We start from the raw sequence: 26,319 nt of genomic DNA on the forward strand, positions 1-26,319 counted from the left end.
GCCGCGCGTCGTGCGTTCAGTCGGCGAGCCGGGCCAACTCCTCGTCGACGATCGACGGGTCGAGCTTGCGGAACACCGGCTTCGGAGCGGCCAACGGCCGGCCCGCCTCGATCGGCACCGACTCCCAGCGCGCCCCGACTGTGTAGTCCCCGGTGAGCACCGGGTACGCCGGACCGCCGTCCAGGTCGTCGACCTGCTCGATCACCGGCATCGGCGCGTGCACGCCGGTGCCGCCGAGCAGCTCGTGCACCTGCTGCGCGGAGTGCGGCAGGAACGGGGTGAGCAGCGTGTTGGCGTCGCTGATCACCTGCAGGGCGACGTGCAGGACGGTGCCCATCCGGGGCTTGTCCGCCTCGTCCTTGAGCTTCCAGGGCGCCTGCTCGGAGAGGTACCTGTTGGCCTCGGCGACCACCTTCATGGCCTCACCGATCGCCTGCTTCTGCCGGTGCCGACCGATCAGGTCGCCGACCGTGGTGAACCCGGTCCGGGAGACCGCGAGCAGGGCCTCGTCGGCCTCGGTGAGCCCGGCCGGGTCGACCGGCGGGATCTCCCCGAAGTTCTTCGCGGCCATCGAGACGGACCGGTTGACCAGGTTGCCCCAGCCGGCGACCAACTCGTCGTTGTTGCGGCGAAGGAACTCGGCCCAGGTGAAGTCGGTGTCGTTGCTCTCCGGGCCGGCGGCGGCGATGAAGTAGCGCAACGCGTCGGCGTCGTAGCGCTCCAGGAAGTCCCGAACGTAGATGACCACCTTGCGGGACGACGAGAACTTGCGCCCCTCCATGGTCAGGTACTCACTCGAGACCACCTCGGTGGGCAGGTTGAGCCGACCCAGCTCGCCCGGCTCGCCGTCGCGGGAGCCCTCGCCGGAGTATCCGGAGAGCAACGCCGGCCAGATCACCGAGTGGAAGACGATGTTGTCCTTGCCCATGAAGTAGTAGGACCGGGCGTCCTTCCCCGCGCCGTCGGTCGACCACCACCTGCGCCAGGCCTCGGGGTCGCCGGAGCGGCGGGCCCACTCGATCGAGGCGGACAGGTAGCCGATCACGGCGTCGAACCACACGTAGATCCGCTTGTCCGATCGGTCGCGCCAGCCGTCGAGCGGGATCGGTACGCCCCACTCCAGGTCCCGGGTGATCGCCCGGGGCTGGAGGTCGTCGAGCAGGTTGCGGGAGAACCGCAGCACGTTGGGCCGCCACCCCTCGCGGGTGTCCAGCCACTGCCGCAGCACCTCGGCCAGCGCCGGCAGGTCCAGGAAGAAGTGCTCCGTCTCGACGAACTTCGGAGCCTCCCCGTTGATCCGCGACTTCGGGTCGATCAGGTCGATCGGGTCGAGCTGGTTGCCGCAGTTGTCACACTGGTCGCCGCGGGCGCTGTCGTACCCGCAGATCGGGCAGGTGCCCTCGATGTAACGGTCGGGCAGCGTGCGCCCGGTGGACGGGGAGATCGCGCCCATGGTGGTCTTCGGCACGATGTAGCCGTTGCGGTACATCCCCTCGAACAGCTCCTGCACCACCGCGTAGTGGTTGCGGGTGGTGGTGCGGGTGAACAGGTCGTAGGAGAGACCGAGGCCGTGCAGGTCCTCGACGATCACCCTGTTGTACCGGTCGGCCAGCTCGCGCGGGGTCACCCCGTCGGCGTCGGCCTGCACCTGGATCGGGGTGCCGTGCTCGTCGGTGCCGGAGACCATGAGCACGTCGTGGCCGGCCATCCGCATGTACCGGGCGAAGACGTCGGAGGGTACGCCGAAACCGGAGACGTGGCCGATGTGGCGGGGGCCGTTGGCGTACGGCCAGGCCACTGCCGCGAGAACGTGACTCATGAGCAGCAAGCCTAGTGACCCGTCCGGGGCGTCCGCGAACCAATAGGGGGTGCCCGACCGGCGGACCGGGCCGACCACCTCGCCCGTTGGTCCGATTTGTCGTCGACACGCGGCTCAGCTGCCCGTTTCGCCTCGAACGGCGGTGTGCAATGAACCTCGTGATGGGCAGACGAGCGGCGCGGGACCACGAGGACCGTCCCACCGGACCGGCGGTCGGCGACGACCCGGGGCCCGAGCCCGCCGTGCCGCGGGTCGCGGGGCTCGCGCCCCAGCCCCGGCTGGTGCCCGGTGCCGACCAGGGCGCGCAACGACCCACCCCGGCGGGGAGGTCCGCCACCCCGGCCCGCCCCACGCCGGCGCGGCCGTCGCCCACCCCGGCCCGTCCGACCCCGGCGGCACCCGTACCCAGCCCGGCCCGGCCCGGGTCGTCGGGTCCCCCCGCCGGCTCGGCGGCTGCCGGCGCGGAGTCCGTCGAGGTGGAGCCGACCACCGGCGCGCCGGTGGACGCGGTGCCGCGTCGGGTGCCGGTCCGCCAGCAGGGTCGCCGGGAGCGGGACCTCCGGTCCGACGGCGACGCGCCGGACGACGACGGCGGCGCCTTCTGGGCGCCGATCGAGCAGGTGCACTGGGACGGCACCCCGGTCCGCAAGGACCCGGCACCGGAGCGGTTCAGCGGCTTCCGGCTGGCACGCCGCCGGGCATCCGGCCGCACGCCCCTAACCCCGGATCCACTGCCCGGGCTGGCCGCACTGGTGGTGCTGAGCCTGGTCGCGGCGTTCTTCGCCTGGGTCAGCGCCGGCCCGTTCTGGCTCGCGGTCGGGCACGCCCGGACGGGCACGGTGGTGATCGACGACTGCTCCGGCGGCGGGCTCACCCAACGGTGCCGGGGGATCTTCACGGCCGAGGACGGGCAGTTCATCGTCCACGGTGTCCGGGTCAGCGGCGTACCCGTCGAAGGCAGCGCGACAGGTACCTCGCTGCCGGCGCGGATGACCGGCCCGGACAGCGGCACCGCGTACGCGGACGTCGGGGTGGGCCGGCACCTGCGGTGGCTGCCCGGTCTGCTGGTGGTGCTGGGCTGCGCCGCCGGCATCGTCCGGTGGACCGGATCGGCCCGGCTGCCCGGTCGCCGGCACCGCCGCTGGGCGGTGGCCGCCGCCATCGCCGGGCCCACACTGATCACCGTCGGCTTCCTGGCCGCCGCGTGGTGACCCCGCCGTCAGGTCAGCCGGACCACCCTGGTCAGCTGTGCACGATCGTGTAGACGTCCCGGCGGCGCAGCGCGTACTCGGTGGCGACGTCGGTGATGGCGTCCCGGCGGGACCGGCCGGCGGTCTCCCGCTCGGCGACGGCGGCGCGCAGGGTGTCGTCGTCGGGGCGTTCGGCGGCGGTCACCGGAGCTCCGGCCACCACCAGCGTGATCTCTCCGCGGGGGTCCCCCTCGGTGGCCCACCGGGCCAGCTCGCCGAGAGGGCGGCGGAGCACCTCCTCGTAGGTTTTGGTGAGTTCGCGGCAGAGTGCGGCAGGCCGGTCCGCCCCGAACGTGTCGGCCAGGTCGGTGAGGGTCGCCCCGATCCGGTGCGGCGCCTCGAAGAAGACGAGGGTGCGCTCCTCGGCGGCGAGCGCGCGCAGCCGGGATCGCCGGCCGCCGGGGGTGCGGGGCAGGAAGCCCTCGAAGCAGAACCGGTCGCAGGGCAGCCCGGAGACGGCCAGCGCGGTGGTGACCGCGCTCGGCCCGGGGGCGACGGTGACCGGTGCCCCGACATCCAACGTGGCCCGGACCAGCCGATATCCCGGGTCGGAGACGCTCGGCATCCCCCCGTCGGTGACCAGCGCCACCACGTACCCGCCGAGGATGGCCTCGACCAGCTCGGGGGTGCGCCGCTCCTCGTTGCCCTCGAAGTAGGAGACGATTCGACCGCCGACGCTGAGGTCGAGGTCGCGGGCCAGCCGGGTGAGCCGGCGGGTGTCCTCGGCGGCGACCACGTCGGCGCTGGTCAGCACCTCCCGGAGCCGGGCCGAGGCGTCGGCGGGGTTGCCGAGCGGAGCACCGAGCAGAATCAGGCGCCCAACTTCGGACATTTCACCCACGGATTCGTCTCCTTCATTGACTGGGAATACCGGTATCAGGGACGACGGACGCCACCGGACACCTTGGCAGCCTACGATCGCCGGGTGACGAGTGCGTCGACAGCGCAGAGCCCGAGCGCCGATCCGGACAAGATGATCCAGGTGACGGGCGAGCCCAGTGCAACCCAGGAGCCGACGGCACCGAGCGCCGAGGGCGGCGGGGTGGCCGCCGTGGTCCGGCGACGGTTCGCCACCGTCGACACCCAGGTGGACCGGTTCTCGTGGGTGGCCACGGCAGTGGTGGTGGCCATCGCGGCGATCGTGCGCTTCGTCGGGCTGTCCAGCCCGAAGGGCAAGATCTTCGACGAGACGTACTACGCCAAGGACGCCTACGGGCTGATCTCCCGTGGTGTGGAGTGGAACTACAAGGACAACGTCCCGTCGTACGTGGTGCACCCGCCGCTGGGCAAGTGGTTGATCGGCGTCGGCGAGTGGGCCTTCGGCTATCAGGACGTGGATTCCAAGGTCTCCGTCCCCGGGCACCTGATGACCACCGCGCCGGAGTTCGGCTGGCGATTCTCGGCGGCGGTGATCGGCACGCTGTCGGTGCTGCTGCTGGTCCGCATCGGTCGGCGGATGTTCCGCTCGACGGTGCTCGGCTGCGCGGCCGGCCTGCTGCTCGCCCTGGACGGCTTCCACCTGGTGCTGTCCCGCGCGGCCCTGCTCGACATCTTCCTGCTCTTCTTCGTGCTTGCCGCGTTCGGCGCGCTGGTGCTCGATCGGGACGCCCGCCGTCGGCGCTGGGCGCGGGCTCTGGACGACGGGCTCGATCCGAGCCAGCCGGGCCGGGCCGGCCGGCCGCCGACCGGTTGGCGCACCTGGCCGTGGTGGCGCCTGGCGGCCGGGGTGCTGATCGGCTGCGCCTGCGCGGTGAAGTGGAGCGCCCTTTATTTCGTGCCGGCCTTCGCGCTGCTGGTGATCTTCTGGGAGGTCGGCGTCCGCCGCTCGGCGGGAGTCCGCCGGCCCTGGCGGGACACGCTTGTCGACGAGCTGCCCTGGCTGGTGCTCGCCGGCGTGCTCATGGTCGGCACCTACCTCGCCACCTGGTCGGGCTGGCTGCTCACCGACGACGGTTACTACCGGCTCGCGTCGTCCTACCCGAGCGCCCCGCTCAGCGACCGCCCGGTGATCGGCCCGCTGATCAACCTCTTCGAATACCACCGCGCGGCGTACGGGTTCCACGCCCAGCTCGACGACGCGCACAAATACCAGTCGTGGCCGTGGCAGTGGCTGCTGCTCGGCCGCCCGGTGGCGTTCCACTGGTCCGGGGCCGGCGCCTGTGGCGCGCCGAGCTGCGCCTCGGAGATCCTGCTGCTGGGCACCCCGCTGCTCTGGTGGTCGTTCCTGCCCGCCCTGGTGGCGCTGGCCTGGCTGGGCGTGGCCCGTCGGGACTGGCGGGCCGGCGCGATCCTGCTCACCGTGGCGGCCGGTCTGCTGCCGTGGTTCTGGTTCGCCCTCGACGGGCGCACGATGTTCTCGTTCTACGCCGCGCCGGCGGTGCCGTTCCTGGTGTTGGCCGTGGTGTACGTGCTGGGCGCGCTGATCGCACCCGCCGGGGGTGACGTGGGCGCGGTGGCACCGCTGGTGCCCGGTGACCCGAGTTACGAACGCCGGCTGGTGGGCAGCATCGCGGCGGGGGCTTACGTGCTGCTGGTGGCGCTCTGCTTCGCGTACTTCTATCCGATCTTCGTCGGCCGGCTGATTCCGTACTCGGACTGGTTGTCCCGGATGTGGCTCGACGGTCGGTGGATATAAGCATCGACAGGCGACGCGCCGCACAGCGCGACGGAAGAAGGGCCCGCACGCCGAAGCGTGCGGGCCCTTCTTGACAAAGACGCGCGCCCCGATCGCCTGCCACGGGGGAAGCGGGCGATTGGGGCGCGCATGAAGAGCTTAACCACCGCGCACCACCGGCACAACGGGTCGACTTGAGTCAGATTTCCGACGGATGCTGGCCGGGCCGACACCTTCCCTCACACAGTTGACCGAGGGTGACCCGGCGTGGACCCTGAGCGCGGGCGCGGCCGGTCAGAGATCATTCCTGACCCGGCCGGAGTGGTCGGTTCCGCACCCCTCCACCCAAACGATCATCCAAAGTGGATCTCATTACACTGCGGATCGTGATCAACTTCAGACGATCGACGGCGGTCCTTCTCGGACTGTTGGCGACCACCGCGCTGGCCGGGCCCGCCCCGGCGCGGGCCGACGAAGAGCCGGCGCCCGAGCCGCCCCGGGTCGAGCTGGTGCTCGACGTCAGCGGGTCGATGCGCGCCGCCGACATCGACGGACGCACCCGGATCTCGGTCGCCCAGCAGGCCTTCAACGAGGTGGTGGACGCGCTACCCGAGGAGACACAGCTCGGCATCCGGGTGCTCGGCGCGACCTACCGCGGCAAGGACAAGAAGGTCGGTTGCCAGGACACGCAGCAGATCGTGCCGGTCGGCCCGGTGGACCGGTCCGCCGCCAAGGCCGCGGTGGCGACGCTCCGGCCGACCGGGTTCACCCCGGTCGGGCTGGCGCTGCGCTCCGCCGCGCAGGACCTGGGCAGCGGGGCCACCACCCGACGGATCGTGCTGATCACCGACGGCGAGGACACCTGCGCTCCACCGGACCCGTGCGAGGTGGCCCGGGAACTGGCCGCCCAGGGCACCAGCCTGGTCGTCGACACCCTCGGCCTGGCACCCGACGAGAAGGTCCGCCGGCAACTGCTCTGCATCGCCAACGCCACCGGCGGGACCTACACCGCGGCGCAGAGCGCCGAGGAGCTGACCGACCGGATCAAACAGCTCGTCGAGCGGGCCGGCGACACGCACACCCGGGCACCGACAGTGGTCGGCGGCACGAACGCGTGCGACTCGGCGCCACTGCTCGCCCCCGGCGTCTACGCCGACCGGGAGGCGTTCTCCGAGCACCGCTACTACCGGGTGCCGATCCGCCCCGGCCAGGAGTTGCGGGCGTCGGTGAGCATCGCGCTGGACCGGGCCGTCAACCGGGACTACGGGGTGCTGCTGCGGGCCACCGCGGCCGACGGCCGGGAACTCGTCCGCGGCGCGGACGCCGGCAGCGGACGGGCCGACGTGCTCTCCGCCGGGCTGCGCTGGTCGGCCACCGCCGACGACGAGGACGCCGCCGAGACCGAGGAGAGTGCCGCGCCGGTCGTCGAACCCACCACCGTCTGCCTGGTGGTGAGCAACTCGTTCGCCCCACGTCCCGGCACCGCGGCGACCCCGGGCATGCCTGTGGAGTTGACCATCGACGTGGTCGCCGCCGCGCCCGCACCGGACGGACCGGACCTCGGCCGGGGCTGGGTGCTGCTGGCCCTGCTCACCGTCGTCGGATTGATCACCGGTCTGCTCGCCGGCCTGCTCACCCGCTGGTGGGTCGCCACCTGGAGGGAGAACTGATGCGTAGCGCACTGTTCCGGTCGATGGCGGCGCTGCTCGCCGCCGGCGGGGCCACTCTGCTCCCCGCCGCGGCCGTCGCCGCACCGACCCCCTCCCCGGGTGCCACGCCGGTGAACCGTGCCGGCACGTCGTTCCTCACCGCCACCCCGATCACCGCCGGACAACCGGTACGGGTGGACGCCTCGATCGGCGACCACCTCTACTGGTCGTTCCCGGCGACGGCCGGCCAGGTGCACGAGGTCACCGCCACCGTCACCTTCCCGAAGGGACGCAGCGGCGCCTCCACCTGGACGGTGGACGTCTTCGACGGGCTGCGCCGACGCCAGGCGTGCACGGCGGGGGCACAGACCCCGACCGTGGACGCGAAGGCGTCGAACGTGGCGCTGGGCTGCACACTGCGTGAGGTGCGGCCGTGGGCGGAGCCCTGGTCGGCCGATCCGCTGCCCGGCACGTACGTCATCCGGCTCTCCGTGATCGACCTGCCGGAGGCGGATCTGGGTGCGCCGATCGACGTCGACCTGCTGGTCGGCGCCGTCGCCGACCGGGGCGCCTCGGCCGACGACGGTGAGTTGGCGGCACCGCTGGTGCCGAACACCAGGGCCGGCACGGTGCTCAACGCCGTACCCCCGGTGGACGCGGAGGCCGACGACGAGGGCGACTCGCTGACGGACTGGTTGCCGGATCTCGGCTCGCGCTGGGTCTGGACCGGCATCGGCGGCACGCTCGCCGCGGTGGCTGGCGTGTTCGGCTTCGCGGTCACCCGGCGGCCTCGACGTCGCTGACCGCTCCTCTGGTGGCCCCGCCCAGCGGCGGGGCCACCAGAGGCTCAGCTACGCCGGGAGCCGCGCGGCAACCAGCCGATGAACCGGTCCTGGAGCGGCATCACCGGAGCCGCGCGCAGGTCCTCGGTGGCGGCGGCCAGGCAGGAGCCCAGATAGACGCTGAGCATGGCGCGATCACCCCTGTACTCCGCCAGCAGGCGGCTGCGCTTCGTCGCGCACGGCCACTCGTCACCGCAGGAGCCGCAGCTCCAGCAGGGGGTCTTCGGGGCGTGCTCGTCAGCCCGCACCCCCGGCCGTTCGGCACCATCGGTCATCGCACGTCCTTCCAGATGTCCACGGGACTGGCGGCTGCCGTGCCGGCCAGCATTGATGGTGGTCCCCCCGGAGCCATCAGGGAGAGCGCTGCACGTCCCTCCGGTGTTACATCTTTGCGGTACCTTCGGCGGTCGTGAGAGTCGGAAAGTTGACGGTTAATTCGATGCGTCATTCCTACCCAGCAGTAGGTCACTGGAATGCGTGACCTGCTGCCATCGACGGTCGCCGTCGCTGTTGCCGGGCCTGCGGACTGGACGGGCGACTTGCTCCCCGCTGAGCAGGCATGTCTCAGCGAGCGGGCCGTGCCGACCCGTCGGCGGGACTTTGCCGCGGGGAGGAATTGCGCCCGCCGGGCATTGCGCGACCTCGGCCTACCGACGGCTGCCGTACCAGCCGCCGCCGACCGCGCGCCGGTCTGGCCGGCCGGGGTGGTCGGCAGCATCACCCACACCGCCGGCTACTGCGCTGCCGCCGCGGCGCACACCACCGACATCCGGTCCGTCGGGATGGATGCCGAGCAGCACCGCGAGATCAATCCGGGGGTACGCAGACTCGTGCTGCTGCCGGAGGAGGAGGCCACCTGCGCGCGGCTACCCGGCGACATCTCCTGGCCGGTCGTGCTGTTCAGCGCCAAGGAGACCGTCTACAAGGTGTGGTATCCGGTCGTCCGCGGTTGGTTGGACTTCCACGACGCCCGACTCGACCTTGATCCGGACGCCGGCACGTTCACCGCGCGGATCGCACAGGCCCGGGTGGACGCCGCGGGGGTCGACGACCCTCCCACGTCGATCAGCGGCCGATTCGTGATCGCCGACGGGCTGGTCCGCACCGCCGCCGTGCTCCCCCTGCGCTGACCTCGCCTGGTTACTCATCGCAATGAATGGGATACCTGTCCACATTGGCGTTCGGTGACCGGCCGAGCACCGTCCATGCTGGCCGGTGCGGTGCCGCGTCGCCTCCGGTGAGATCCCTTCCGGCGCGGCGGCGGGGCACTCCGCCACCCACGGTAACGTCGACGAGTTCCCGCACCGCACGTACCGATGCGTCAAGGAGTACGGTGACCCACCGCCAGCCCTCCGCCAGGCCGCAGGACCTCCAGCAGCCAAGCGCACAGCCGCCGCACCGCCCGTTCGCGGCGACACCGCAGCCGCCGTTCTCGGGGGCCGCGTACCCGACAGCTGGCGGATATCCGAAGGCCGGCGGCGGATATCGGGCACCCGGTGGTCCGGGTTACCCGATCATCGCGCCACCACCTGTGCAGACGGACCGCGCCAAGAAGTCAGCAGTGGTCGTCGCCGTCACCGCTGCCGTCCTCATTTTGCTCTCCTGCGCCGGTGGCATCGTGGCGGTCGTCATCGGCACCACGCCTCAGGGGCAGTGACGACCGGCCGGCCGGTGCGTACCGATTCTTCGATGGCGAGGCTGATCAGGTGGTCCTGGCAGGCCTCGGCGAGGGAATACGGCTCCGGGCCCTCCTCCCGCGCCCACGCGCCGGCGCGGGCGAGGATGTCGGCCACCGCGATGTCGTCGTCGGACATCCCGCTGCCGACGAAGGGATTGCGGTAGACCACGTCGCCGTCGAAGCTGATGTGCTTCAGGTCGAGCCCCTCCAGGTTGAGGTCGAGACCCGTCTGGCGTCGCACGAGGGACGACTCCACGGGCGTGGTCGGGTCGACCAGACGAATCACCCGGTCGTCCACCAGCTCGCCGCGCGAGCCCCGCACCACCAGCCGGCGGGCACGAAGCGGGTTCCACCACTGGTTGTCGGTGAAGTCGTACAACCCCATCCGCCCGCCGAAGTCGATGGTCGCGAGGGTGGTGGAGAGCTGTTGCGGGGTGTCGTCGCCGCTCCAGCCGGCCGGTGTGAGCGGGTTGGCCAGCGGCGCGACGAACGCGCGCGCGCTGACCTCGGCGCTCTCGTGACCGATGCCGAGCAGGCCACGGATCAGCGAAACCGCGTGGTACAGGTGGGTCGAGGAGATCTGCACCGAGGTCGGCTCGCCGAGCACCCCGGCGCGGACCAGGGCCAGCCGGGCCGCGTGCCCGGGCATCAGCAGGTACTGCTCGGCGACCTGCACCAGACCGCTGCCGCCGACGTCGGCCCAGAGCGAGCGCAGACCCGCCAGGTCGGGGGCGGGCGGCGTCTCGGCGAGCACCGGTACGCCGGCCGCGACCAGCTCGCGGGTCACGTCGGGCGTCACGGGCCAGGGCACCGACACGATGACGAAGTCCGGTCGTTCGTGGGCGAGCAGGTCGGCGGTCGTGCGGAAGGTCGGCACGCCCCATTCGGCCGCGACCGCGGCACCACGCGATTCGGTACGCGTGACCACCCCGGTGACCCGGAACCGCTCCGGTAGGAGCCGAGCCAGGCGGAGGAAGAACTCCCCTCGCCAGCCACTGCCGACGATGCCGAACCGGGTCTGGGTGGCCGCTGTCATCTGGGCTCCTCTCGTCGAGACCCGGATGCTAGTCGCCCGACGCTCCACTGCCCGCCGGGTTCGCGGTGACCGGATCCTGGGATGGCCGTCCCATGAACCACAAACGCCGACGCGATCCTGGGCAACGTACACGGACGATTACGCTGGTATGGTCCATCCATGTCTGAGGAGCATCATGGGCACACACACCGGCTGGATTGGGTCGATCCCACCATCCGGGAGTGGGACTGCACAGTCGTCTGGTCCGATGCGGCCGATCCGGAGGCGGGGATCGTCCTGGACCGATCTGCCTTCTTCCCGGGCGGCGGTGGACAGCCACCGGATCTGGGCGTACTCCTGTGGCAGGGTGTGCAGACTCGTATCGTCGACACCCGCAAGGGCGACGATCTCTTCTTGATTGCGGCGCCGGGCGACCCCATCCCACCCGTCGGCATGAAGGTGCGCGGGGCGATCGACGACGACCGGCGCAGCAGCCTGATGCGCGCCCACTCTGGCCTGCACGTGCTCTGCGGCACCGTCTTCCGTGACTACGGCGCGCTCGTCACCGGCGGCAACATGCAACCCGGTGAGGCCAGGATGGACTTCAACCTGCCCGAGGTGCCCCCCGGCTTCAAGCAGTCCCTCGAGGACACCGTGAACGCGGAGATCAGCGCTGATCGCAAGATCATTTCTCGGATCATTCCGCGCGAAGATGCCCTGGCCATCCCGGATCTCGTACGGACCCAGAACGCCGCCCCTCCGATGGACGGGCCGGTGATCCGGATCGTCGACATCGTAGGACTGGACGTACAGGCCGACGGCGGCACCCATGTCGCCTCGACGTCGCAGATCGGTCGGATCGAGGTGGTCAAGGTGGAGAGCAAAGGCCGCCAGAACCGCCGCGTACGCATCAAGATTGTCAACTGACGGCGACGATCGCCGGGCCGCCGGGAGCCGGCCGGTCACGGTGGGAACCGGCGGGAAGCCGTGTCGGATCCGTCATCGTACGGCCTCGACCGTCGGCATCTGCTCGGTCGTCGGCGCGGGTGAACGGTTGCCGGCCACCGTGGCTCGCACCTCCTTCGACCGGGACAGCAGCCTCAACAGCGGGGCCGCGACGATGGTGGTCGACAACGCCATCACGACCATGATGGTGAAAAGCCGCTGGTCGATGATGCCGAGTTCCAACCCGGCCGTCAGGATGACGATCTCGGTCAGGCCGCGGGTGTTCAACAGGACGCCGAGCGTCAGCGCGTCGGTCCAGCTCTCGCCCATCAGCCGGGCCGCCACGGAGGCGGCGCCAAGCTTGCCGGCGACAGCGCTCACCAGCACTGCGGCGAGCAGACCCCAGTCGGCCCAGCCCGACATGGAGTCGGGTTTGAGGCTCAGACCGACGATCGTGAAGTAGATGGGCAGGATCAGCACGGACACGACCGGGTTGAGCCCGACGTGGACGGCGCGTTGCCATGTCATGTCCCTGGGCATCACCGCGCCGGCGAGGAAGGCGCCGATGATGGCGTGCAGTCCCAGAGCGTCGGTCGCCCAGGAGCTGGCGCACAGGACGGCGAGCACCAGCCACAGCGGTGGGCTGGACAGCCGGCGCAGTCCCGGCCGGACGATGCCGAACATCACCAGCAGGTAGCCGATCATCATTGCGCTGGTGAACCCGAGGGCGGCGACACTCGCGGATCCGGCGACCGCGACGGCGCCGGCCAGCAGCAACCAGGCGAGCACGTCGCCCACCGCGGCACAGGCGATTGACATCGCACCGATGCGGGTGTGGAAGAGCCCAGTCTCCTGGAGGATCCGTGCCAGCACGGGGAAGGCGGTGATGGATACAGCGACGCCGATGAAGATGCAGAAGGCCACTTCGTTGGAGCCCGTTCCGACGTGTGGGAAGAGCACGTATCCGAGGGCGATCCCCAGGGCGAGCGGGATCCAGACCGAGACCTGACTGACCACCATGGTCTTACGACCGTGGCTGCGCAGGGTCGTCAGGTCCGCCTCGAGCCCGACCAGGAACATGAAAAGTGCCAGGCCCAGCGCGGCGATGGCACTGAACGCGGACATCGTGTCCGCCGAGAACAACGTGTCGGTCATGCTCGGCCACAACGCGCCGATGGCGACGGGTCCGAGGAGACAGCCGGCGAGGATCTCGCCGATGACTCTTGGCTGGCCAAGCCTGGTCAGCAGCCAGCCTCCGGCGTGGACTACGACGATGACGACGGCGATGGACAAGAACAGATGATCCACGGATGCCTGCCTCACGACTTCTGCCTGGATGTGGACTGCTGTCGTCGGTCTCGGTTGCAGTGGGCACGGCGGCACGCAGGCGGGACCGTCATCGCGCTGATCTGCCCTTCGCCCCTGCGGGCCCGTTGAACTCGGGGGCTGTGAGGGCACGGCGAGCCGCCGCAGCCTGGACTCGCCATCTTCGGCGGAAACTGCGAGACCTGTTCGTCACGCGTTTCGTCACGGTGCTGGGCATTCGAAAGTCAATTGCGAAAAGACATGTAATTCCCCGTTAGCCGGATGTAGGAATTATCCGGCATCAAGAACAGATAACGACAATCATCGTAGGCAGATCGACGCGATTCACGTGGACCCGAACGGTATGACGTAGGTCACTCTGGGACGGGGGTTGACGAGCATTGACTTCGATGATGGTCTGGCTTTGGCGAGCAGCTGGAAGGCCAGGCAAAGGTGCCTCTAGGACGGCAAATGCCAGCTTGCTGCATCTAATGTCAAGCAGGTTCCCAAAATAGAGTTAGTGCGTCGCATCCACGGGGGGAATGATCGCGACTACTCAACATGCCTCTACCTGCGTCTATAGAGATCATCCATGCGTCACGCGCTCGTGTTCGCTGTTGTCTGACAGTTTCCTGACAGCGACGCGTTGACTTGTGCCGCGCATCGACGCACAACCTCAATGAGGCTTCCATCCAACTGGGCCGGTCAGGATTTTGCGCGCCCATGCCCCAATACCACTGCTATGCGAGGTGGCGAAATGCAGTTATCCACCGTTGATGCAGGAAAGATTGTTACGCCCGAAGTTTCGGCTCAAGGCCACCTGGTCGGCCTATTCACGGCGGCGGCACTTCAGCGCCCGGACCACCCGGCGATAGCGGCCGGCCAGCGGGAGTTGACCTACCGGGAGCTCGACCAGTGGTCGGAGGCCGTCGCCGCCGCATTGCAGGATCGAGGGGTCGGGCCGGGTGACCGGGTGGCACTGCGCATGCCGGCCGGCGTCGAGGCGGTCGTGGCCATGCTGGCCGTCATGAAAGCCGGCAGCGCCTACGTTCCCCTCGACGTCCGCAACCCGGCGGCGAGGAACGCGTTGATCCTCGACGACGCCGACGCCAAGGCTCTCATCGGCGAGCCCATCGCGGACATCGACCTGCCCAATCTTCCCCTGACCGAGATCACCGGCCTGGCCCAGGGCCCGACGGACCGGCCGCCCGTCATCCCCGACCCGGACGCGGAAGCGTATGTGATCTACACGTCCGGCACCACTGGCCGACCCAAGGGCGTCCCGGTCCTGCATCGCCACGCGGCCACCCTGTTCTCGGCCGCCGGCGCGGTCTTCGACTTCAGCGCAGACGATCGGTGGCTGCTCTTCCACTCGATCTCCTTTGACTTCTCGGTGTGGGAGATCTGGGGCGCGCTGACGGGCGGATCGACTCTGGTGATCCTGCCGCACTGGGAGGCCCGCACCCCGGCGCAGTACCTCCAGACCATCATCGAGCAGCGAGTCACCATCCTCAGCCAGACCCCGACGGCCTTCGCCGTCCTCGCCGACGCCGCGGTCGAACAGCAGGCCGAGCTTCCTCACCTGCGCTACGTCGTCTTCGGCGGTGAGCGGCTGCTGTCGCACGCCCTGCGGCCGTGGGTCGAGCGCTACGGCCTGGAGCGGCCGAGGCTCATCAACGGCTACGGCATCACCGAGACCACTGTGTTCACCACCTTCCACACCGTCGACGAATCAGATCTCCAGCAGACCGACTCGGTGATCGGGGTGGGCCTGCCAGGCTTCCAGCTGCGGGTGGTCGGCGACGACGGCCGTGATGTCGAGCCCGGCGCCGTCGGCGAGCTCTGGCTGGCGGGCCCTCAGGTCACCGACGGATACCTCAACCGCCCCGAGCTGAACGACGAGCGGTTCCCGGTGGTGACCGACGAGGCCGGGCTGCAGGTCCGGTTCTACCGGTCGGGTGACCTCGTCCGCGCCCTCCCCAACGGCGAACTGGTCTTCCACGGCCGAGCCGATCTCCAGGTGAAGCTGCGCGGCTACCGGCTCGAACTGTCTGACATCGAGGCGGTCCTGTGCGGCCATCCCGCCGTGGCCGACGCGGTGGTGTTCGTCCGGGAGTTCAAACCGGGCGACGAACGCCTGGTCGCCGGAATCGTCCTCCGGGGTGGCCACCCTGCCGACGCCGGTCAATTGCGTCAGCACGTCAAGAACCGACTGCCGTCCTACATGCACCCGGCCCGTTATGTCCGTCTGTCAGAAATGCCTAGAACGGTCAACGGCAAAGTCGACCGCACGACCGTTCGCAAATTGTGGGAAGAAGGGAATGTGATCGCGTGACGCTCAGCAGTGACACCGAACCCACCGCCTCGGCGAGCCTGGACGCCGTGTCCAAGGACGTGGTGGCCTGGGTCGCCGATGTGCTCGAGGAGCCCCGCACGGGGCCGGAAAGCAACTTCCTCGACCTGGGCGGGCACTCCATGCTCGCCCTGGAACTGAACACCTACGTGACCGAGAAGTACGGCGTGGAAATCGACATGCAGACCCTGTTCGAGGAAACGCTGGCCACGGTCGCCGAGAAGCTGGTAACCGCCCGCACCGAGAAGAATGGATGACGCAATGACCACGATCGAACAGGAAACTCAGGACTTCCGGCTCAGTGCCGATGACGTCGCGAAGTTCGAGCGAGACGGTTTCATCGGCCCGGTGAAGCTGTACGAGCCCGAAGACATGACCGAGCGGTGGAACTCCGTTCGCAAGCAGCTGCCGGACCGTTCCAAGGCGATCTACCCGGAGGGTGCCGGCAAGGCGAGCAGCATCTCGAACTACGACCGGCACCTCGACATCGATCTGCTGTCCGAGCACATCATCAAGCCGCAGATCGTCGACCGTCTCACCTCCCTGCTCGGCCCGGACCTGCTGTGCTGGCGGTCCGAGTTCTTCCCCAAGTTCCCCGGCGACGAGGGCACCGACTGGCACCAGGCCGCCACGTTCGCCCACGCCAGCGGCTCCCCGCAGATCCTCTGGCCGTCGGAGGACGGCAGGCCGGCGTTCGGCGGCACCGTCACGGTGTGGACCGCGTTCACCCACTCGACCCTGGACAACGGCTGCCTCCAGCTCATGCCCGGCACGCACAAGCAGATGAACTACGACGAGTCCAAGGGCATGGAGTACGACGCCGAGGCGTTCAACGAGCGGGAAAAGGACGGCATCAAGCGCGGCTTCTTCGGCTACGACTACCGGCAGCTGCAGAAAGATCCCAACTGGAAGCCCGACGAGTCGCAGGCGTTCCCGCTGGTCATGAAGCCGGGCGAGGCGGTCATCTTCTGGTCGACGCTGATGCACGCGTCGCTGCCGCACACCGGCAGCAAGAAGGACTACCGGATGGGCTACGCCGCGCGTTACGTGCCCACCCAGGTTCAGGTCTACCCCGGCACCGACGAGGTGAAGGAGTACGGGGGCGGCATCGTACTCGACCAGTACGGCACCGTTTTGGTGGCCGGAGAGGACACCTACGGCCACAACCGGGTCGCCACTGAAAGCCAGCGCGGATTCAAGTTCGTGCCGCGGCAGTCCCGGTGACCTGAGGCGGGCGGGGGTGGCAGCGATCCTGCTCCCCCGCCCGTCCGACCCTGCTGACGCACAAAGGAGACCACAGTGAGTTCCTTCCCGCTCGTCCTGATTCATCACGCCGGCGGGGCGGCGAACGTCTTCGCCCCGCTCCAGCGCGCACTGCCCGCCTCCGTCCGGCCGATTGCCCTGGAGCTGCCCGGACGCGGCCGGCGCTGGCGTGAGCAGCCGTTCACCGATGCCCGGGACGCCATCGCCGACATGGCTCGACAGATCGGCGACCTCGGCCCGGAGATCGCCATCCTTGGTCACAGCCTCGGCGCCTACCTCGGGCTCGGATTGGCGGCATTCCTCGAACGGCAGAACAGAGTGAGGTGCTCCACCCTGTTCGCTTCGGCGAACGCGGGCCCGCGAGCGGCGGCACTGCCCTTCGACAAACCAGCTATGGAATGCGGTGACGACGAGATCATCGAAATCGCCATGCTCTCCGGCGGTGGCGTGCCCAAAGAGGTCCTCGACAACCAGCAGCTGCGTTCCCGGACCGCCGCTCTGCTGCGCGCCGACTTTTCGTTGTCGCAGACATTCCTTGCCAGCGATCGGCAGACCGTGACCGAGGCTGACATCGAAGTGTTCTGCGGTTCGGAGGACATCTTCGACGACCAGCAGCTCCGGGCCTGGGCCAGCAACTCGACAGGTCGTACGGTTATCCGCTACCTGCCAGGCGGGCATTTTTACTTGTCCAACATGGACAACGCTGATACAATGTCGAGCGTCATTGACGCTCGCATTGGTGCTACCGCGAGCAGTCAAGTCTGACCAGTAGCCAAGTCCACCAGCCGTCATGCGGACCAGCTGCTTTTCGCCTCCCCGAAAAGATGAATGGAGTTTCTATGTCCGCGCGGCCAGAAGGGGATGGCGACTCCGCCAATCCCTACGTTCTTCTGTCCTTGACCATGGTCCTCTGGGGCAGCGGCTTCGCCAGCTCCAAGGCCATGGTCGAGCAGATGCCGCACAGCGTGGCAGCGGTACTCCGCTTCGGCGGCGGGGCCCTGTTCCTGCTTCTGGCGCTGTGGACCTTCGGCCGGGGCCGCAGGCGGACCACGTGGCGTGAGGCCATGCCCGCGGCGATAGCCGGCGTGCTGGGCGTCTTCCTGTACAATTTCTTCTTCTTCTGGGGGCTCGACCTGGCCCCCTCGATGGACGGCAGCACCGTCGTCCCGGTGATGAGCCCGGTGTTGACCGCGGGCTACCTGCTGCTGACCCGGCAGGAGAAGGCGTCGCCGGTCCGGTCCACCGGCCTGATCGTCGGACTACTCGGCGCCTCCGTCTTCCTCGTCGGCGCCGGAGTCAGCCCCGAGGGCGGCACCCGGCTGCTCGGCGACGTGCTGTTCTTCCTCAGCGCCGCCAGCTGGGCGGCCTACACGATGATCGGCCGCAAGGTCCTCTCCGGGATCGACCCGCTGAAGGCGACGACGTACGCCACCGTGGCCGGCTCGCTGCTGCTGTCGATCTATGCCGCGCCGTCGTACGCCGACGTCGACTGGACGGGTTTCTCGACACTGTTCTGGGTGAACGCCGTCTATCTGGCTCTCGGGCCCACCGCCATCGCATACCTCTTCTATTACCGCGGGGTCAAGGCGGTCGGCCCCGCGTCCGCCACGGTGATGATGTTCCTCGTTCCGGTCACCGGCATGATCTGCTCCGCGGTGTTCCTGAACGAGTCGTTCGGCCTGGTGCAGGGCATCGGCGCGGTGATTCTCCTACTGGGCGCCATCGTCGCTGTCACCGAGGGCCGGATGCCGTGGCGGCGCAAAAAGGCTCCGGAGACCGCCGACCCGGCACCCGTATCGGTGCACGCGTCACGGATGGGCATCCGCTAAGGTAGCTCACTCAGCTATCTGAACCCGGATTGCGTGGTGGATCCACCAGGGTGACGGATGCGCTGTTGTCCTTCACTCATCACCACGCACCATCTGAAGGGGACAACGAGATGACGCAGTACCGGCTGGTTCCGGCTCAGGTCGACTTGCCGGCTCTGGAACGAGACGTCCTGGATTTCTGGCGCGCACAATCGACGTTCGCTCGCGCGATGGAGCAGACCGAGGGCCGACCGGAGTGGGTGTTCTACGAGGGTCCACCCACCGCGAACGGGATGCCCGGCGCCCACCACATCGAGGCGCGGGTTTTCAAGGACATCTTCCCCCGGTTTCGGACCATGCAGGGCTTCCACGTCACCCGCAAGGCCGGCTGGGACTGCCACGGGCTTCCGGTCGAGCTTGCCGTGGAGAAGGAACTGGGGTTCTCCGGTAAGGGCGACATCGAGCGTTTCGGTGTCGCCGAGTTCAACCGCCGCTGCCGTGAGTCGGTGACCCGGCACGTCGACGCGTTCGTCGCCCTCACCGAGCGGATGGGCTACTGGGTCGACCTCGACTCCGCCTACCGCACGATGGACAGTGAATACGTCGAGTCCGTGTGGTGGTCGCTCAAGACGGTGTTCGACCGCGGCCTGCTCGAGCAGGACCATCGGGTCGCGCCCTGGTGCCCCCGGTGCGGCACCGCGTTGTCCGATCACGAATTGGCGCAGGGATACGAGACGGTCGACGACCCGTCGGTGTACGTCCGTTTCCCATTGACGTCCGGTCCGCTCGCCGGCACCGCGGACCTGCTCGCCTGGACCACGACACCATGGACCCTGGTCTCCAACACCGCCGTCGCGGCCCACCCCGACGTGACGTACACGGTCGCCACCAACGGGCAGGATCGCCTGGTCATCGCCGAAGCACTGCTCGCTGAGACGCTCGGCGAAGGCTGGACGGCCACCGGCCCGGCCTTCACCGGGCGCGACATGGAACGTTGGACCTACCAGCCGCCGTTCGAGCTGGTGCACATCCCGGACGCGCACTTCGTGGTCAACGCCGGCTACGTCACCACCGACAGCGGCACCGGGCTGGTGCACACCAACCCGGCCTTCGGCGAGGACGACCTGACAACCTGCCGCTCCTACGGGATGCCGGTGGTCAATCCGGTCCGCACCGACGGCACCTTCGAGCCGGAGCTCGGCCTCGTCGGCGGGCTGTTCTTCAAAGCCGCCGACCCGGTCGTGCTCGACGACCTGCGGGCACGCGGCCTGCTCTTTCGGGCAGAGACCTATACGCACAGCTATCCGCACTGCTGGCGCTGCCACAGCCCGTTGCTCTACTACGCCCAGCTGTCCTGGTACATCCGCACCACCGCGATCCGCGACGTACTGATCAGTGAGAACGACCAGATCAACTGGTTCCCGGAGACGATCAAGCACGGCCGGTTCGGTGACTGGCTGAGCAACAACGTCGACTGGGCGCTGTCTCGATCCCGCTACTGGGGCACTCCGCTGCCGATCTGGCGCTGCACGGAGGGACACCTCACCTGTGTGGGGTCGCTGGCCGAACTCGGCACCCTCGTCGGTGCGGACATGTCCGGGCTGGATCCGCACCGCCCGTACATCGATGAGATCTCGTTCGACTGCCCCACCGACGGATGCACGGACCGCGCCGTCCGCGTCCCGGAAGTGATCGACGCTTGGTACGACTCCGGTGCCATGCCGTTCGCACAGTGGGGTTATCCGTACCGCAACGCCGATCTTTTCGAACGGCACTTCCCCGCGCAGTTCATCTGTGAGGCCATCGACCAGACCCGCGGCTGGTTCTACACCATGCTCGCGGTCAGCGCGCTCACCTTCGGCCGCAGCAGCTACGAGAACGTGGTCTGTCTCGGTCACATCCTCGCCGAGGACGGGCGCAAGATGTCCAAGCATCTTGGCAACGTGCTCGAGCCGATGTCGCTCATGGACACTCACGGCGCCGACGCCGTGCGCTGGTTCATGGCCGCCAGCGGTTCGCCGTGGGCCGCTCGCCGGGTCGGTCACCAGGCCATCCAGGAAGTCGTCCGCAAGACCCTGATGACGTACTGGAATACCGTCGCCTTCCACACGTTGTACGCGCGTACCGCCGGCTGGCACCCACAGCCAGCCGATCCGCCGGCGGCGCAACGTCCCCCCCTCGACCGCTGGCTGCTGAGCCAGACGCACGGGCTGATCGCCGAAACCACCGCAGCCCTGGAGAACTACGACACCCAGCAGGCCGGCCGCCTGCTTGCCGACTTCGTCGACGACCTGTCCAACTGGTACGTCCGACGGTCCCGGCGCCGGTTCTGGCGGGGCGACCCCTCGGCGCTGCGTACGCTGCACGAAGTCATCGAATCCCTCACCCGCCTTCTCGCACCGATGGTCCCGTTCATCACCGAGCGCGTCTGGCAGGACATGGTCGTTCCTGTCACACCCGACGCGGCGGCCTCCGTTCACCTCGCCACGTGGCCCGCAGCCGACACCACACTCGTCGATCCGACTCTGGACCAGCAGATGACAGTGGTCCGGCAGATCGTCGAACTCGGCCGGGCCGCCCGGGCGGCGTCGTCGGTCAACACCCGCCAGCCCTTGGCGCGGCTGCTCGTCTCCAGCGACGGGTTCGACGCCCTGGACGAGGACCTGCGGGCGCAGATCACCGACGAACTCAACATCGAGACGCTCGCCACCCTCTCCGAGGCGGTCGGATCGCTTGTCGACATCCGGATCAAGCCCAACTTCAGGGCGCTGGGCAAACGGTTCGGCAAGGACACCGCCCGGGTGGCGGCGGCGATCACCGACGCCGACCCGGCCACGCTGGCCGCCGAGGTGAACCAGGGAATCGCAAGCGTCTCGCTGGACGGGGCGACCGTGTCTCTGACCGCGGACGAGGTCATCATCACCGAGGTGCCGCGGGAGGGCTGGTCGGTGGCGTCCGAAAACGGAGCGTCGGTGGCCCTCGACCTGTCCATCACTCCGAAGCTGCGCCGAGCCGGCCTGGCACGGACGGTGATCCGGCTCATCCAGGAGGCTCGCAAGTCGAGCCGTTTCGAGATCACCGACCGCATCGTCGTGGAGTGGACGAGCGACAACCCGGAGACCGTGGAGGCGATCCACGAACATCACAAGCTGATCTACGACGAGGTGCTCGCCGTCGCTCTGGATCAGCACACGTCGGCATTCGCGGATCCGGCCTTCACCGACAGCGGCCTCGGCCTGGCGTTCAACCTCAGTCGAAAAGGCTGAGGCGCTGCCCGCCCCGGTCTGCTGATCGGGGCGGGCCAGGGGTCCGTCTCGGCCGAGCCGGACCGGTGGCTGGCCGAGCGTGGGGGGGCGGCCGCCGCGATCCGGCACCACCGTGCCAGCGGCCATAGGTGAACGTCAAAGCCCTGACCGGCAAGCACGCCGGTCAGGGCTTTGATCTGGGGTGGAGCTGAGGGGATTTGAACCCCTGACCCCCTCGATGCGAACGAGGTGCGCTACCAGTCTGCGCCACAGCCCCCCACCGGCGAACCGGCTTCGGTCCCACCCGGCTTACACCGGGCGGGCCGGCAGCAAGGCTAACAGGTCGCCGGCCCCAACCGCGAATCCGCCCCCTCCTTGGCGCTTCGGCCCACCCAGAGATCGGCTCGGGTTCCTGGAAATCGGGGCATCCCGGACGCGGCGACCACCCGACTTCCAGGAACCCGAGTCGATCACGCAACCCAGGCGCGGGGCGCAGCCAGGACCGACCGCGTCAGGCGCCTCGGCCGGCCTCGTAGGGGCGGCCGCGCAGGCCGCCCGACCGCCGGTACGAGACCGACCCCCCGTTGACCGCCGCCGGCAGGTCCCCCGGTCGGTCCAGGCCCATGGCGGCTCGGCGTACCCCCTCGCGCTGGGCGGCCAGGCGGCGCTGCGCCTCCCGGCGGGCGGCGGCCCGACGGGCCTGCTCCCGGCGCACCTCGGCCTGCCGGGCGGCCAGCCAGGCGGCCTCCCGGGCTCGGGCGCGGCGGCGGCGACGTCCGGCGAGGGCCCGAGCGCGCAGGTGGACGACGTACAGGGCCAGAAGCAGGAAGGTGACCCCGAAGCCGACCCAGAAGCCGGGGCTGACGAACAGCACGCCGACCAGCTCGACGACGTTGAGAAGCAGCAGGGCGGCGAGCACCCGGCGACGCCGGTACACGGCGGGGGTGTGCTGTCGGCGCGGTGGCGGGCGACGGCGGGACCGTTTCGGCGCTGGGGGCACGGCACGCAGCCGACCGGAGCGACGGGCGGCCGGGGGCGCCGAGACAGGCGCGCTCAACGCACCGGTAGTCGCGTTCTCGCTAAGGGTGACGACCAGTGAGCGCGGGGGATGGACGGGTCGCCGTCCCGGCACAGTACGGCGCCGTCGGCGGCGCTGGAGCACCCGCGCCGTCGACTGCGCCCGCTCCGCCACCAGCCGCTCGGTGGCGTCGTACCGGCGAACCAACGCCGGGGCCAGGGCGAGCAGGCCGGCGGCGGCGAGGACGGCGAGGAGCACCGAGGTCGGCACCCTCACCCCTCCCGTCACCGAATTCGAAGCAACCGCCATCCGACCGCAGGATCTTCCACCGATCGCGCCTGGGTGCGTGGATCGTCCGGCCGGGGAGCGCTTGCCGCAGCTTGCAGTTACTTGAGGTTACGGCGCACCGACCGGGATGCCACCGCGCCGCGCCGATCCCGTCCGTGGGACGAGTGGAAGGAGGGTCGGGGAATCCTCCTACCGCGCGTTGGCGCGTATCCGGTGCCAGCGGGCCAGCAGGCCACCCTCGGCAGCGATCTCCTCACTCGTCATCGCGTACCCGATGTGGTCCCGCCACGCGCCGTCGATGTGCATGTAGCGCACGTGGTACGACTCCTCGCGGAAGCCCAACTTCTCCACCACCCGCCGGGACGGCTTGTTCTCCGGACGGATGTTGACCTCCACCCGGTGCAGCCCGCCCGGGCCGAACGCGTGGTCCACGGCGAGCGCGAGCGCCGTCGGGATCACACCCTGGCCGGCGACCCGGGCGTCCACCCAGTAGCCGACGTAGCCGGAGCAGAGCGCCCGCCGCACGATGCTGCCCACGTTGATGTGCCCGACCAGCCGGTCCCGGTCGGCCTCACGCAGGCAGACCGCGAACGGCATGCCCTCACCTTCGCGGGCCGAGCGCCGCTGGTCACGGTGCACCCAACGGAACGCCGCCGGCGAGTTCATCTCGTCCCAGCCGCCGGGCAGCGACGACTCCCAGGGGGCCAACCAGGCCCGGTTGGCCCGGCGTACCTCCGACCACGCCGCCGCGTCGGAGCGCCGGTAGGGCCGCAGCAGCACCGGGCCGTCGGCCAGCTCCACCGGCCATCCCGGCGACCGCGCGGGTCCGAAGAGACTCACACGCACAGTCTCCCGCGCGGGACCGTGTCGCGCGCAAGTGGCCCCGCCGCGTTCACCGCACACGTCCGACGATCACCCGACACGGGCCACGAGCGGGCCGGCCGGGACGCGTCACCGGCGGCGGTCCAGCAGCAGGACGTCCACGGTGGAGCCGGCCGCGGCCGTGGTGACCCGCTCGCCGAGCACCAGCAGCCCGTTCGCCTCGGCCAGCCCGGAGAGGGTGAACGGCCCGCCGCTGAGCGGCTGGACCGTGTACCCGCCACCGCGTCGCTCGGCGACGTGCGCCGGCCGGAACTCGCGCAGCCCGGTCGGGGACGACACGGTCTCCAGCAGGTGCGCCCGCACACTGGGTCGGAACACCGGCTCGGCGCCGGCGAGCAGTTGGATGGCGGGGCGGGCCAACACCTCGAAGCCGATCAACGCGGCGCCCGGGTCGCCGGGCAGGCAGACCACCGGCACCTCCTCGGCGCCGACCGTGCCGAACCCGAGCGCGGTGCCGGGATAGAGCGCCACGTCGGTGAACGTGACCGGCCCGGCGCGCCCGCCCTCGCGGCGGGACAGGACCCGGCGCACCATGTCCCCGGGGCCGGTGCCGGTGCCCCCGGTGGTGATGATCAGGTCGGCGCGCAGCGTCTGGTCCTCCAGCAGCCCGCGCAGCCCCTCCGGGTCGTCGTCGCAGATCCCCACCCGGTACGCCAGAGCGCCCACCTCGGCGGCAGCGGCGGTCAGCGCGTGCGAGTTCGCGTCCACCACCTGACCGGGCTGACTGCCCCGGCCCACGTCGACGAGTTCGTCGCCGGTGGCCACGATGACCACCCGTGGGCTGGGCCGCACCACCACGTGCCCGATGCCGGTCGCCGCGAAGACGGCGACCAGGGCCGGGGACACGTAGGTGCCGGCCCGGGCGAGCAGGGTGCCGGCGGGCAGCTCCTCACCCGCTCGGCGTACCCCGTACCCCCGTTTGGGGGTGCGGAAGATCTCCACGGCGGCCATGCCCTGGTCGGTCCACTCCACCGGGACCACGACGTCCGCGGCGACCGGCAGCGGCGCCCCGGCGGCCACCGAGAAGCACGAGCCGGGGGTGAGCCGGACCGGCCGCCAGCTCGCGGCGCCGAGATCACCGACCACGTTGAGCCGGATGGTGCGGCCGCCGGGCGTGCCGGAGGGGGCCGGGACGTAGCTCGGCCCCCGCCCCCCTCCGGATATGTCCTCCCAGCGCGCGGCGTAGCCGTCCACGGCCGCCTGGTCGAAGGCCGGGAAGGCGTGCGGCGCGACGACGTCCTCGGCGAGGACGTTGCCGTGCGCCTGGGTGAGGTCGAGGTCGAGTGGCGGCAGCGCGCGCAACCTGCGCAGCACGCTGCCCAGGTAGTCGGCGAGCGGCGTCAACTCGTTCGCGGCCGCCTCGGCGTCGGCCGTCGCGGTCATGTACCAGATCCGCCTGCCGCGTCGGCCTTGACGAAGTCGGCCAGCCAGGCCCGGAACTCGGCGCCCAGGTCGTCGCGCTCGGCGGCGATCTGCACCACCGTCTGGAGGTATCCCAGCGGCATGCCGGTGTCGTAGCGGGTGCCCCGGTAGACGATCGCGTGCACCGGGGTGCCCTCGGTACGCAGCAGCTCCATCGCGTCGGTCAGCTGGATCTCGCCGCCGCTGCCCGGCTTGGTCCGCCGGATCGCGTCAAAGATCTTGCCCGGCAACACGTAGCGGCCGAGCACCGCGAGGTTGCTCGGGGCGTCCTCCGGCTGCGGCTTCTCCACCATTCCGGTCACCTTGACGACCTCGCCGATGTCGGTCAGCTCCGACTCGGCCGGTTCGACCGAGGCGATCCCGTACCGCTTGGTCTCGGACGGGTCGACCTCGAAGAACGCGAGCACCACACCGCCGGTGCGGGCCTGCAACTCCAGCATCGCCGGCAGCAGCGGCTCCGACGGCTTGACGAACTCGTCGCCGAGCAGCACCGCGAAGGGCTGGTCGCCGACGTGCGACTCGGCGTACCCGACGGCGTGGCCGAGCCCGAGCTGCTCGGGCTGCCGCACGGTGTAGATCTCGGCCAGCTCGCTGGGCCGACGCACGGCGGCCAGCCGCTCGGAGTCGCCCTTCTCCTCCAACCTGGTCTCCAGGTCCGGGCGACGGTCGAAGTGGTCCACCATCGACGTCTTACCCCGACCGGTGATCAGCAACACGTCACCGATGCCAGCCTGCGTGGCCTCCTCGACGATGTACTGCAACACCGGCCGGTCCACCACCGGCAGCAGCTCCTTGGGCACCGCCTTGGTGGCCGGCAGGAACCGGGTGGCCAGTCCGGCGGCCGGGATGACGGCCTTGACCGCCAGGGGACGGCCGTTTGCGGCGACCGTCGATGAGGGGTTCGCTGAGTGCTCCGACATGCC

At 69.9% G+C, this 26,319-nt stretch carries 22 protein-coding genes and 1 tRNA gene; 13 read left to right on the forward strand and 10 right to left on the reverse strand.

The features are described from left to right. Positions 1-16 precede the first annotated feature (16 nt). Positions 17-1,819: a methionine--tRNA ligase gene (metG, locus tag ACLQ3B_RS06825; protein WP_425778373.1), complete on the reverse strand. Its 1,803-nt coding sequence runs from the start codon at positions 1,817-1,819 to the stop codon at positions 17-19. Positions 1,820-1,968: 149 nt separating this feature from the next. Here metG and ACLQ3B_RS06830 point away from each other — a divergent pair, with 149 nt between their 5' ends. Next, positions 1,969-3,030 (forward strand): hypothetical protein, encoded by a 1,062-nt coding sequence (locus tag ACLQ3B_RS06830; RefSeq protein ID WP_425778375.1) that lies wholly within the window; start codon positions 1,969-1,971, stop codon positions 3,028-3,030. A 31-nt stretch (positions 3,031-3,061) separates the two neighbouring features. Here the strand turns inward: ACLQ3B_RS06830 and rsmI are convergent, their stop codons facing one another. Next, a complete protein-coding gene (gene rsmI, locus ACLQ3B_RS06835) occupies positions 3,062-3,901 on the reverse strand; it encodes a 16S rRNA (cytidine(1402)-2'-O)-methyltransferase (protein WP_425779803.1) in 840 nt (279 codons plus the stop codon). A gap of 141 nt (positions 3,902-4,042) precedes the next feature. Here rsmI and ACLQ3B_RS06840 point away from each other — a divergent pair, with 141 nt between their 5' ends. The 3 genes from ACLQ3B_RS06840 to ACLQ3B_RS06850 all read left to right on the forward strand — a co-directional run bounded on the left by ACLQ3B_RS06840 (position 4,043) and on the right by ACLQ3B_RS06850 (position 8,135). After that, positions 4,043-5,704, forward strand: coding sequence for a dolichyl-phosphate-mannose--protein mannosyltransferase (locus tag ACLQ3B_RS06840; RefSeq protein WP_425779805.1), 1,662 nt, complete (start codon positions 4,043-4,045; stop codon positions 5,702-5,704). 365 nt (positions 5,705-6,069) lie between these two features. After that, complete coding sequence (locus tag ACLQ3B_RS06845; RefSeq protein WP_425778377.1) at positions 6,070-7,353, forward strand: VWA domain-containing protein; 1,284 nt, start codon at positions 6,070-6,072, stop codon at positions 7,351-7,353. Beyond that, complete coding sequence (locus ACLQ3B_RS06850; RefSeq protein ID WP_425778379.1) at positions 7,353-8,135, forward strand: peptidase; 783 nt, start codon at positions 7,353-7,355, stop codon at positions 8,133-8,135. Before ACLQ3B_RS06845 ends, ACLQ3B_RS06850 begins: the two co-directional genes overlap by 1 nt. Positions 8,136-8,179: 44 nt before the next feature. Here ACLQ3B_RS06850 and ACLQ3B_RS06855 read toward each other — a convergent pair whose 3' ends face one another. Continuing rightward, on the reverse strand, positions 8,180-8,449 hold the full coding sequence (locus ACLQ3B_RS06855) for a hypothetical protein (protein WP_425778381.1): 270 nt from the start codon (positions 8,447-8,449) through the stop codon (positions 8,180-8,182). Between the two features lie 198 nt (positions 8,450-8,647). Between ACLQ3B_RS06855 and ACLQ3B_RS06860 the strand changes: the two genes are divergently transcribed. Beyond that, positions 8,648-9,304 (forward strand): 4'-phosphopantetheinyl transferase family protein, encoded by a 657-nt coding sequence (locus ACLQ3B_RS06860; RefSeq protein ID WP_425778383.1) that lies wholly within the window; start codon positions 8,648-8,650, stop codon positions 9,302-9,304. A gap of 203 nt (positions 9,305-9,507) precedes the next feature. After that, on the forward strand, positions 9,508-9,831 hold the full coding sequence (locus ACLQ3B_RS06865) for a hypothetical protein (protein WP_425778384.1): 324 nt from the start codon (positions 9,508-9,510) through the stop codon (positions 9,829-9,831). Here the strand turns inward: ACLQ3B_RS06865 and ACLQ3B_RS06870 are convergent. Continuing rightward, positions 9,803-10,888 carry a Gfo/Idh/MocA family protein gene (locus ACLQ3B_RS06870; protein ID WP_425778386.1) on the reverse strand — a complete coding sequence of 362 codons (1,086 nt, stop codon included), beginning with the start codon at positions 10,886-10,888 and terminating at the stop codon, positions 9,803-9,805. The two genes, ACLQ3B_RS06865 and ACLQ3B_RS06870, sit on opposite strands and share 29 nt — an antisense overlap. 159 nt (positions 10,889-11,047) lie before the next feature. Here ACLQ3B_RS06870 and ACLQ3B_RS06875 point away from each other — a divergent pair, with 159 nt between their 5' ends. Continuing rightward, positions 11,048-11,794 (forward strand): alanyl-tRNA editing protein, encoded by a 747-nt coding sequence (locus ACLQ3B_RS06875; RefSeq protein ID WP_425778388.1) that lies wholly within the window; start codon positions 11,048-11,050, stop codon positions 11,792-11,794. Positions 11,795-11,866: 72 nt separating this feature from the next. Here the strand turns inward: ACLQ3B_RS06875 and ACLQ3B_RS06880 are convergent, their stop codons facing one another. Next, positions 11,867-13,120 (reverse strand): cation:proton antiporter, encoded by a 1,254-nt coding sequence (locus ACLQ3B_RS06880; RefSeq protein WP_425778390.1) that lies wholly within the window; start codon positions 13,118-13,120, stop codon positions 11,867-11,869. A 754-nt stretch (positions 13,121-13,874) separates the two neighbouring features. On the opposite strand from ACLQ3B_RS06880, the gene ACLQ3B_RS06885 reads away from it, so the two are divergent. The 6 genes from ACLQ3B_RS06885 (at position 13,875) to ileS (ending at position 21,807) form a co-directional block, all read left to right on the forward strand. Beyond that, positions 13,875-15,452 (forward strand): amino acid adenylation domain-containing protein, encoded by a 1,578-nt coding sequence (locus tag ACLQ3B_RS06885; protein WP_425778392.1) that lies wholly within the window; start codon positions 13,875-13,877, stop codon positions 15,450-15,452. Then, positions 15,449-15,727, forward strand: a complete 279-nt coding sequence (locus ACLQ3B_RS06890; RefSeq protein WP_425778394.1) for a phosphopantetheine-binding protein — start codon at positions 15,449-15,451, stop codon at positions 15,725-15,727. The genes ACLQ3B_RS06885 and ACLQ3B_RS06890 overlap by 4 nt, the downstream gene beginning before the upstream one ends. 4 nt (positions 15,728-15,731) lie before the next feature. Next, a complete protein-coding gene (locus tag ACLQ3B_RS06895) occupies positions 15,732-16,694 on the forward strand; it encodes a chlorinating enzyme (protein ID WP_425778396.1) in 963 nt (320 codons plus the stop codon). A gap of 75 nt (positions 16,695-16,769) precedes the next feature. After that, a complete protein-coding gene (locus ACLQ3B_RS06900) occupies positions 16,770-17,498 on the forward strand; it encodes a thioesterase II family protein (RefSeq protein ID WP_425778398.1) in 729 nt (242 codons plus the stop codon). Between the two features lie 74 nt (positions 17,499-17,572). Further along, on the forward strand, positions 17,573-18,562 hold the full coding sequence (locus ACLQ3B_RS06905; protein ID WP_425778400.1) for a DMT family transporter: 990 nt from the start codon (positions 17,573-17,575) through the stop codon (positions 18,560-18,562). Positions 18,563-18,672: 110 nt separating this feature from the next. Then, entirely contained in the window at positions 18,673-21,807 is a 3,135-nt protein-coding gene (gene ileS / locus ACLQ3B_RS06910) for an isoleucine--tRNA ligase (protein WP_425778402.1), read from the forward strand. Positions 21,808-21,989: 182 nt separating this feature from the next. On the opposite strand, the gene ACLQ3B_RS06915 is transcribed toward ileS, so the two are convergent. From ACLQ3B_RS06915 to ACLQ3B_RS06935, 5 genes are all read right to left on the reverse strand, one after another. Further along, a tRNA-Ala gene (locus ACLQ3B_RS06915) sits at positions 21,990-22,063 on the reverse strand. A gap of 234 nt (positions 22,064-22,297) precedes the next feature. Further along, positions 22,298-23,074: a hypothetical protein gene (locus ACLQ3B_RS06920; protein ID WP_425778404.1), complete on the reverse strand. Its 777-nt coding sequence runs from the start codon at positions 23,072-23,074 to the stop codon at positions 22,298-22,300. Positions 23,075-23,281: 207 nt separating this feature from the next. Beyond that, positions 23,282-23,932: a GNAT family N-acetyltransferase gene (locus tag ACLQ3B_RS06925; protein ID WP_425778406.1), complete on the reverse strand. Its 651-nt coding sequence runs from the start codon at positions 23,930-23,932 to the stop codon at positions 23,282-23,284. A 111-nt stretch (positions 23,933-24,043) separates the two neighbouring features. Then, the gene (gene glp, locus ACLQ3B_RS06930; protein WP_425778408.1) at positions 24,044-25,357 is read right to left on the reverse strand and encodes a gephyrin-like molybdotransferase Glp; all 1,314 of its coding nucleotides are present in this window, start codon (positions 25,355-25,357) and stop codon (positions 24,044-24,046) included. After that, positions 25,354-26,316, reverse strand: coding sequence for a UTP--glucose-1-phosphate uridylyltransferase (locus ACLQ3B_RS06935; protein WP_425778410.1), 963 nt, complete (start codon positions 26,314-26,316; stop codon positions 25,354-25,356). The genes glp and ACLQ3B_RS06935 overlap by 4 nt, the downstream gene beginning before the upstream one ends. Positions 26,317-26,319: the final 3 nt, after the last annotated feature.

The organism is Micromonospora sp. DT53 (assembly GCF_049841535.1).
In the GTDB taxonomy this organism is placed as follows: domain Bacteria; phylum Actinomycetota; class Actinomycetes; order Mycobacteriales; family Micromonosporaceae; genus Micromonospora.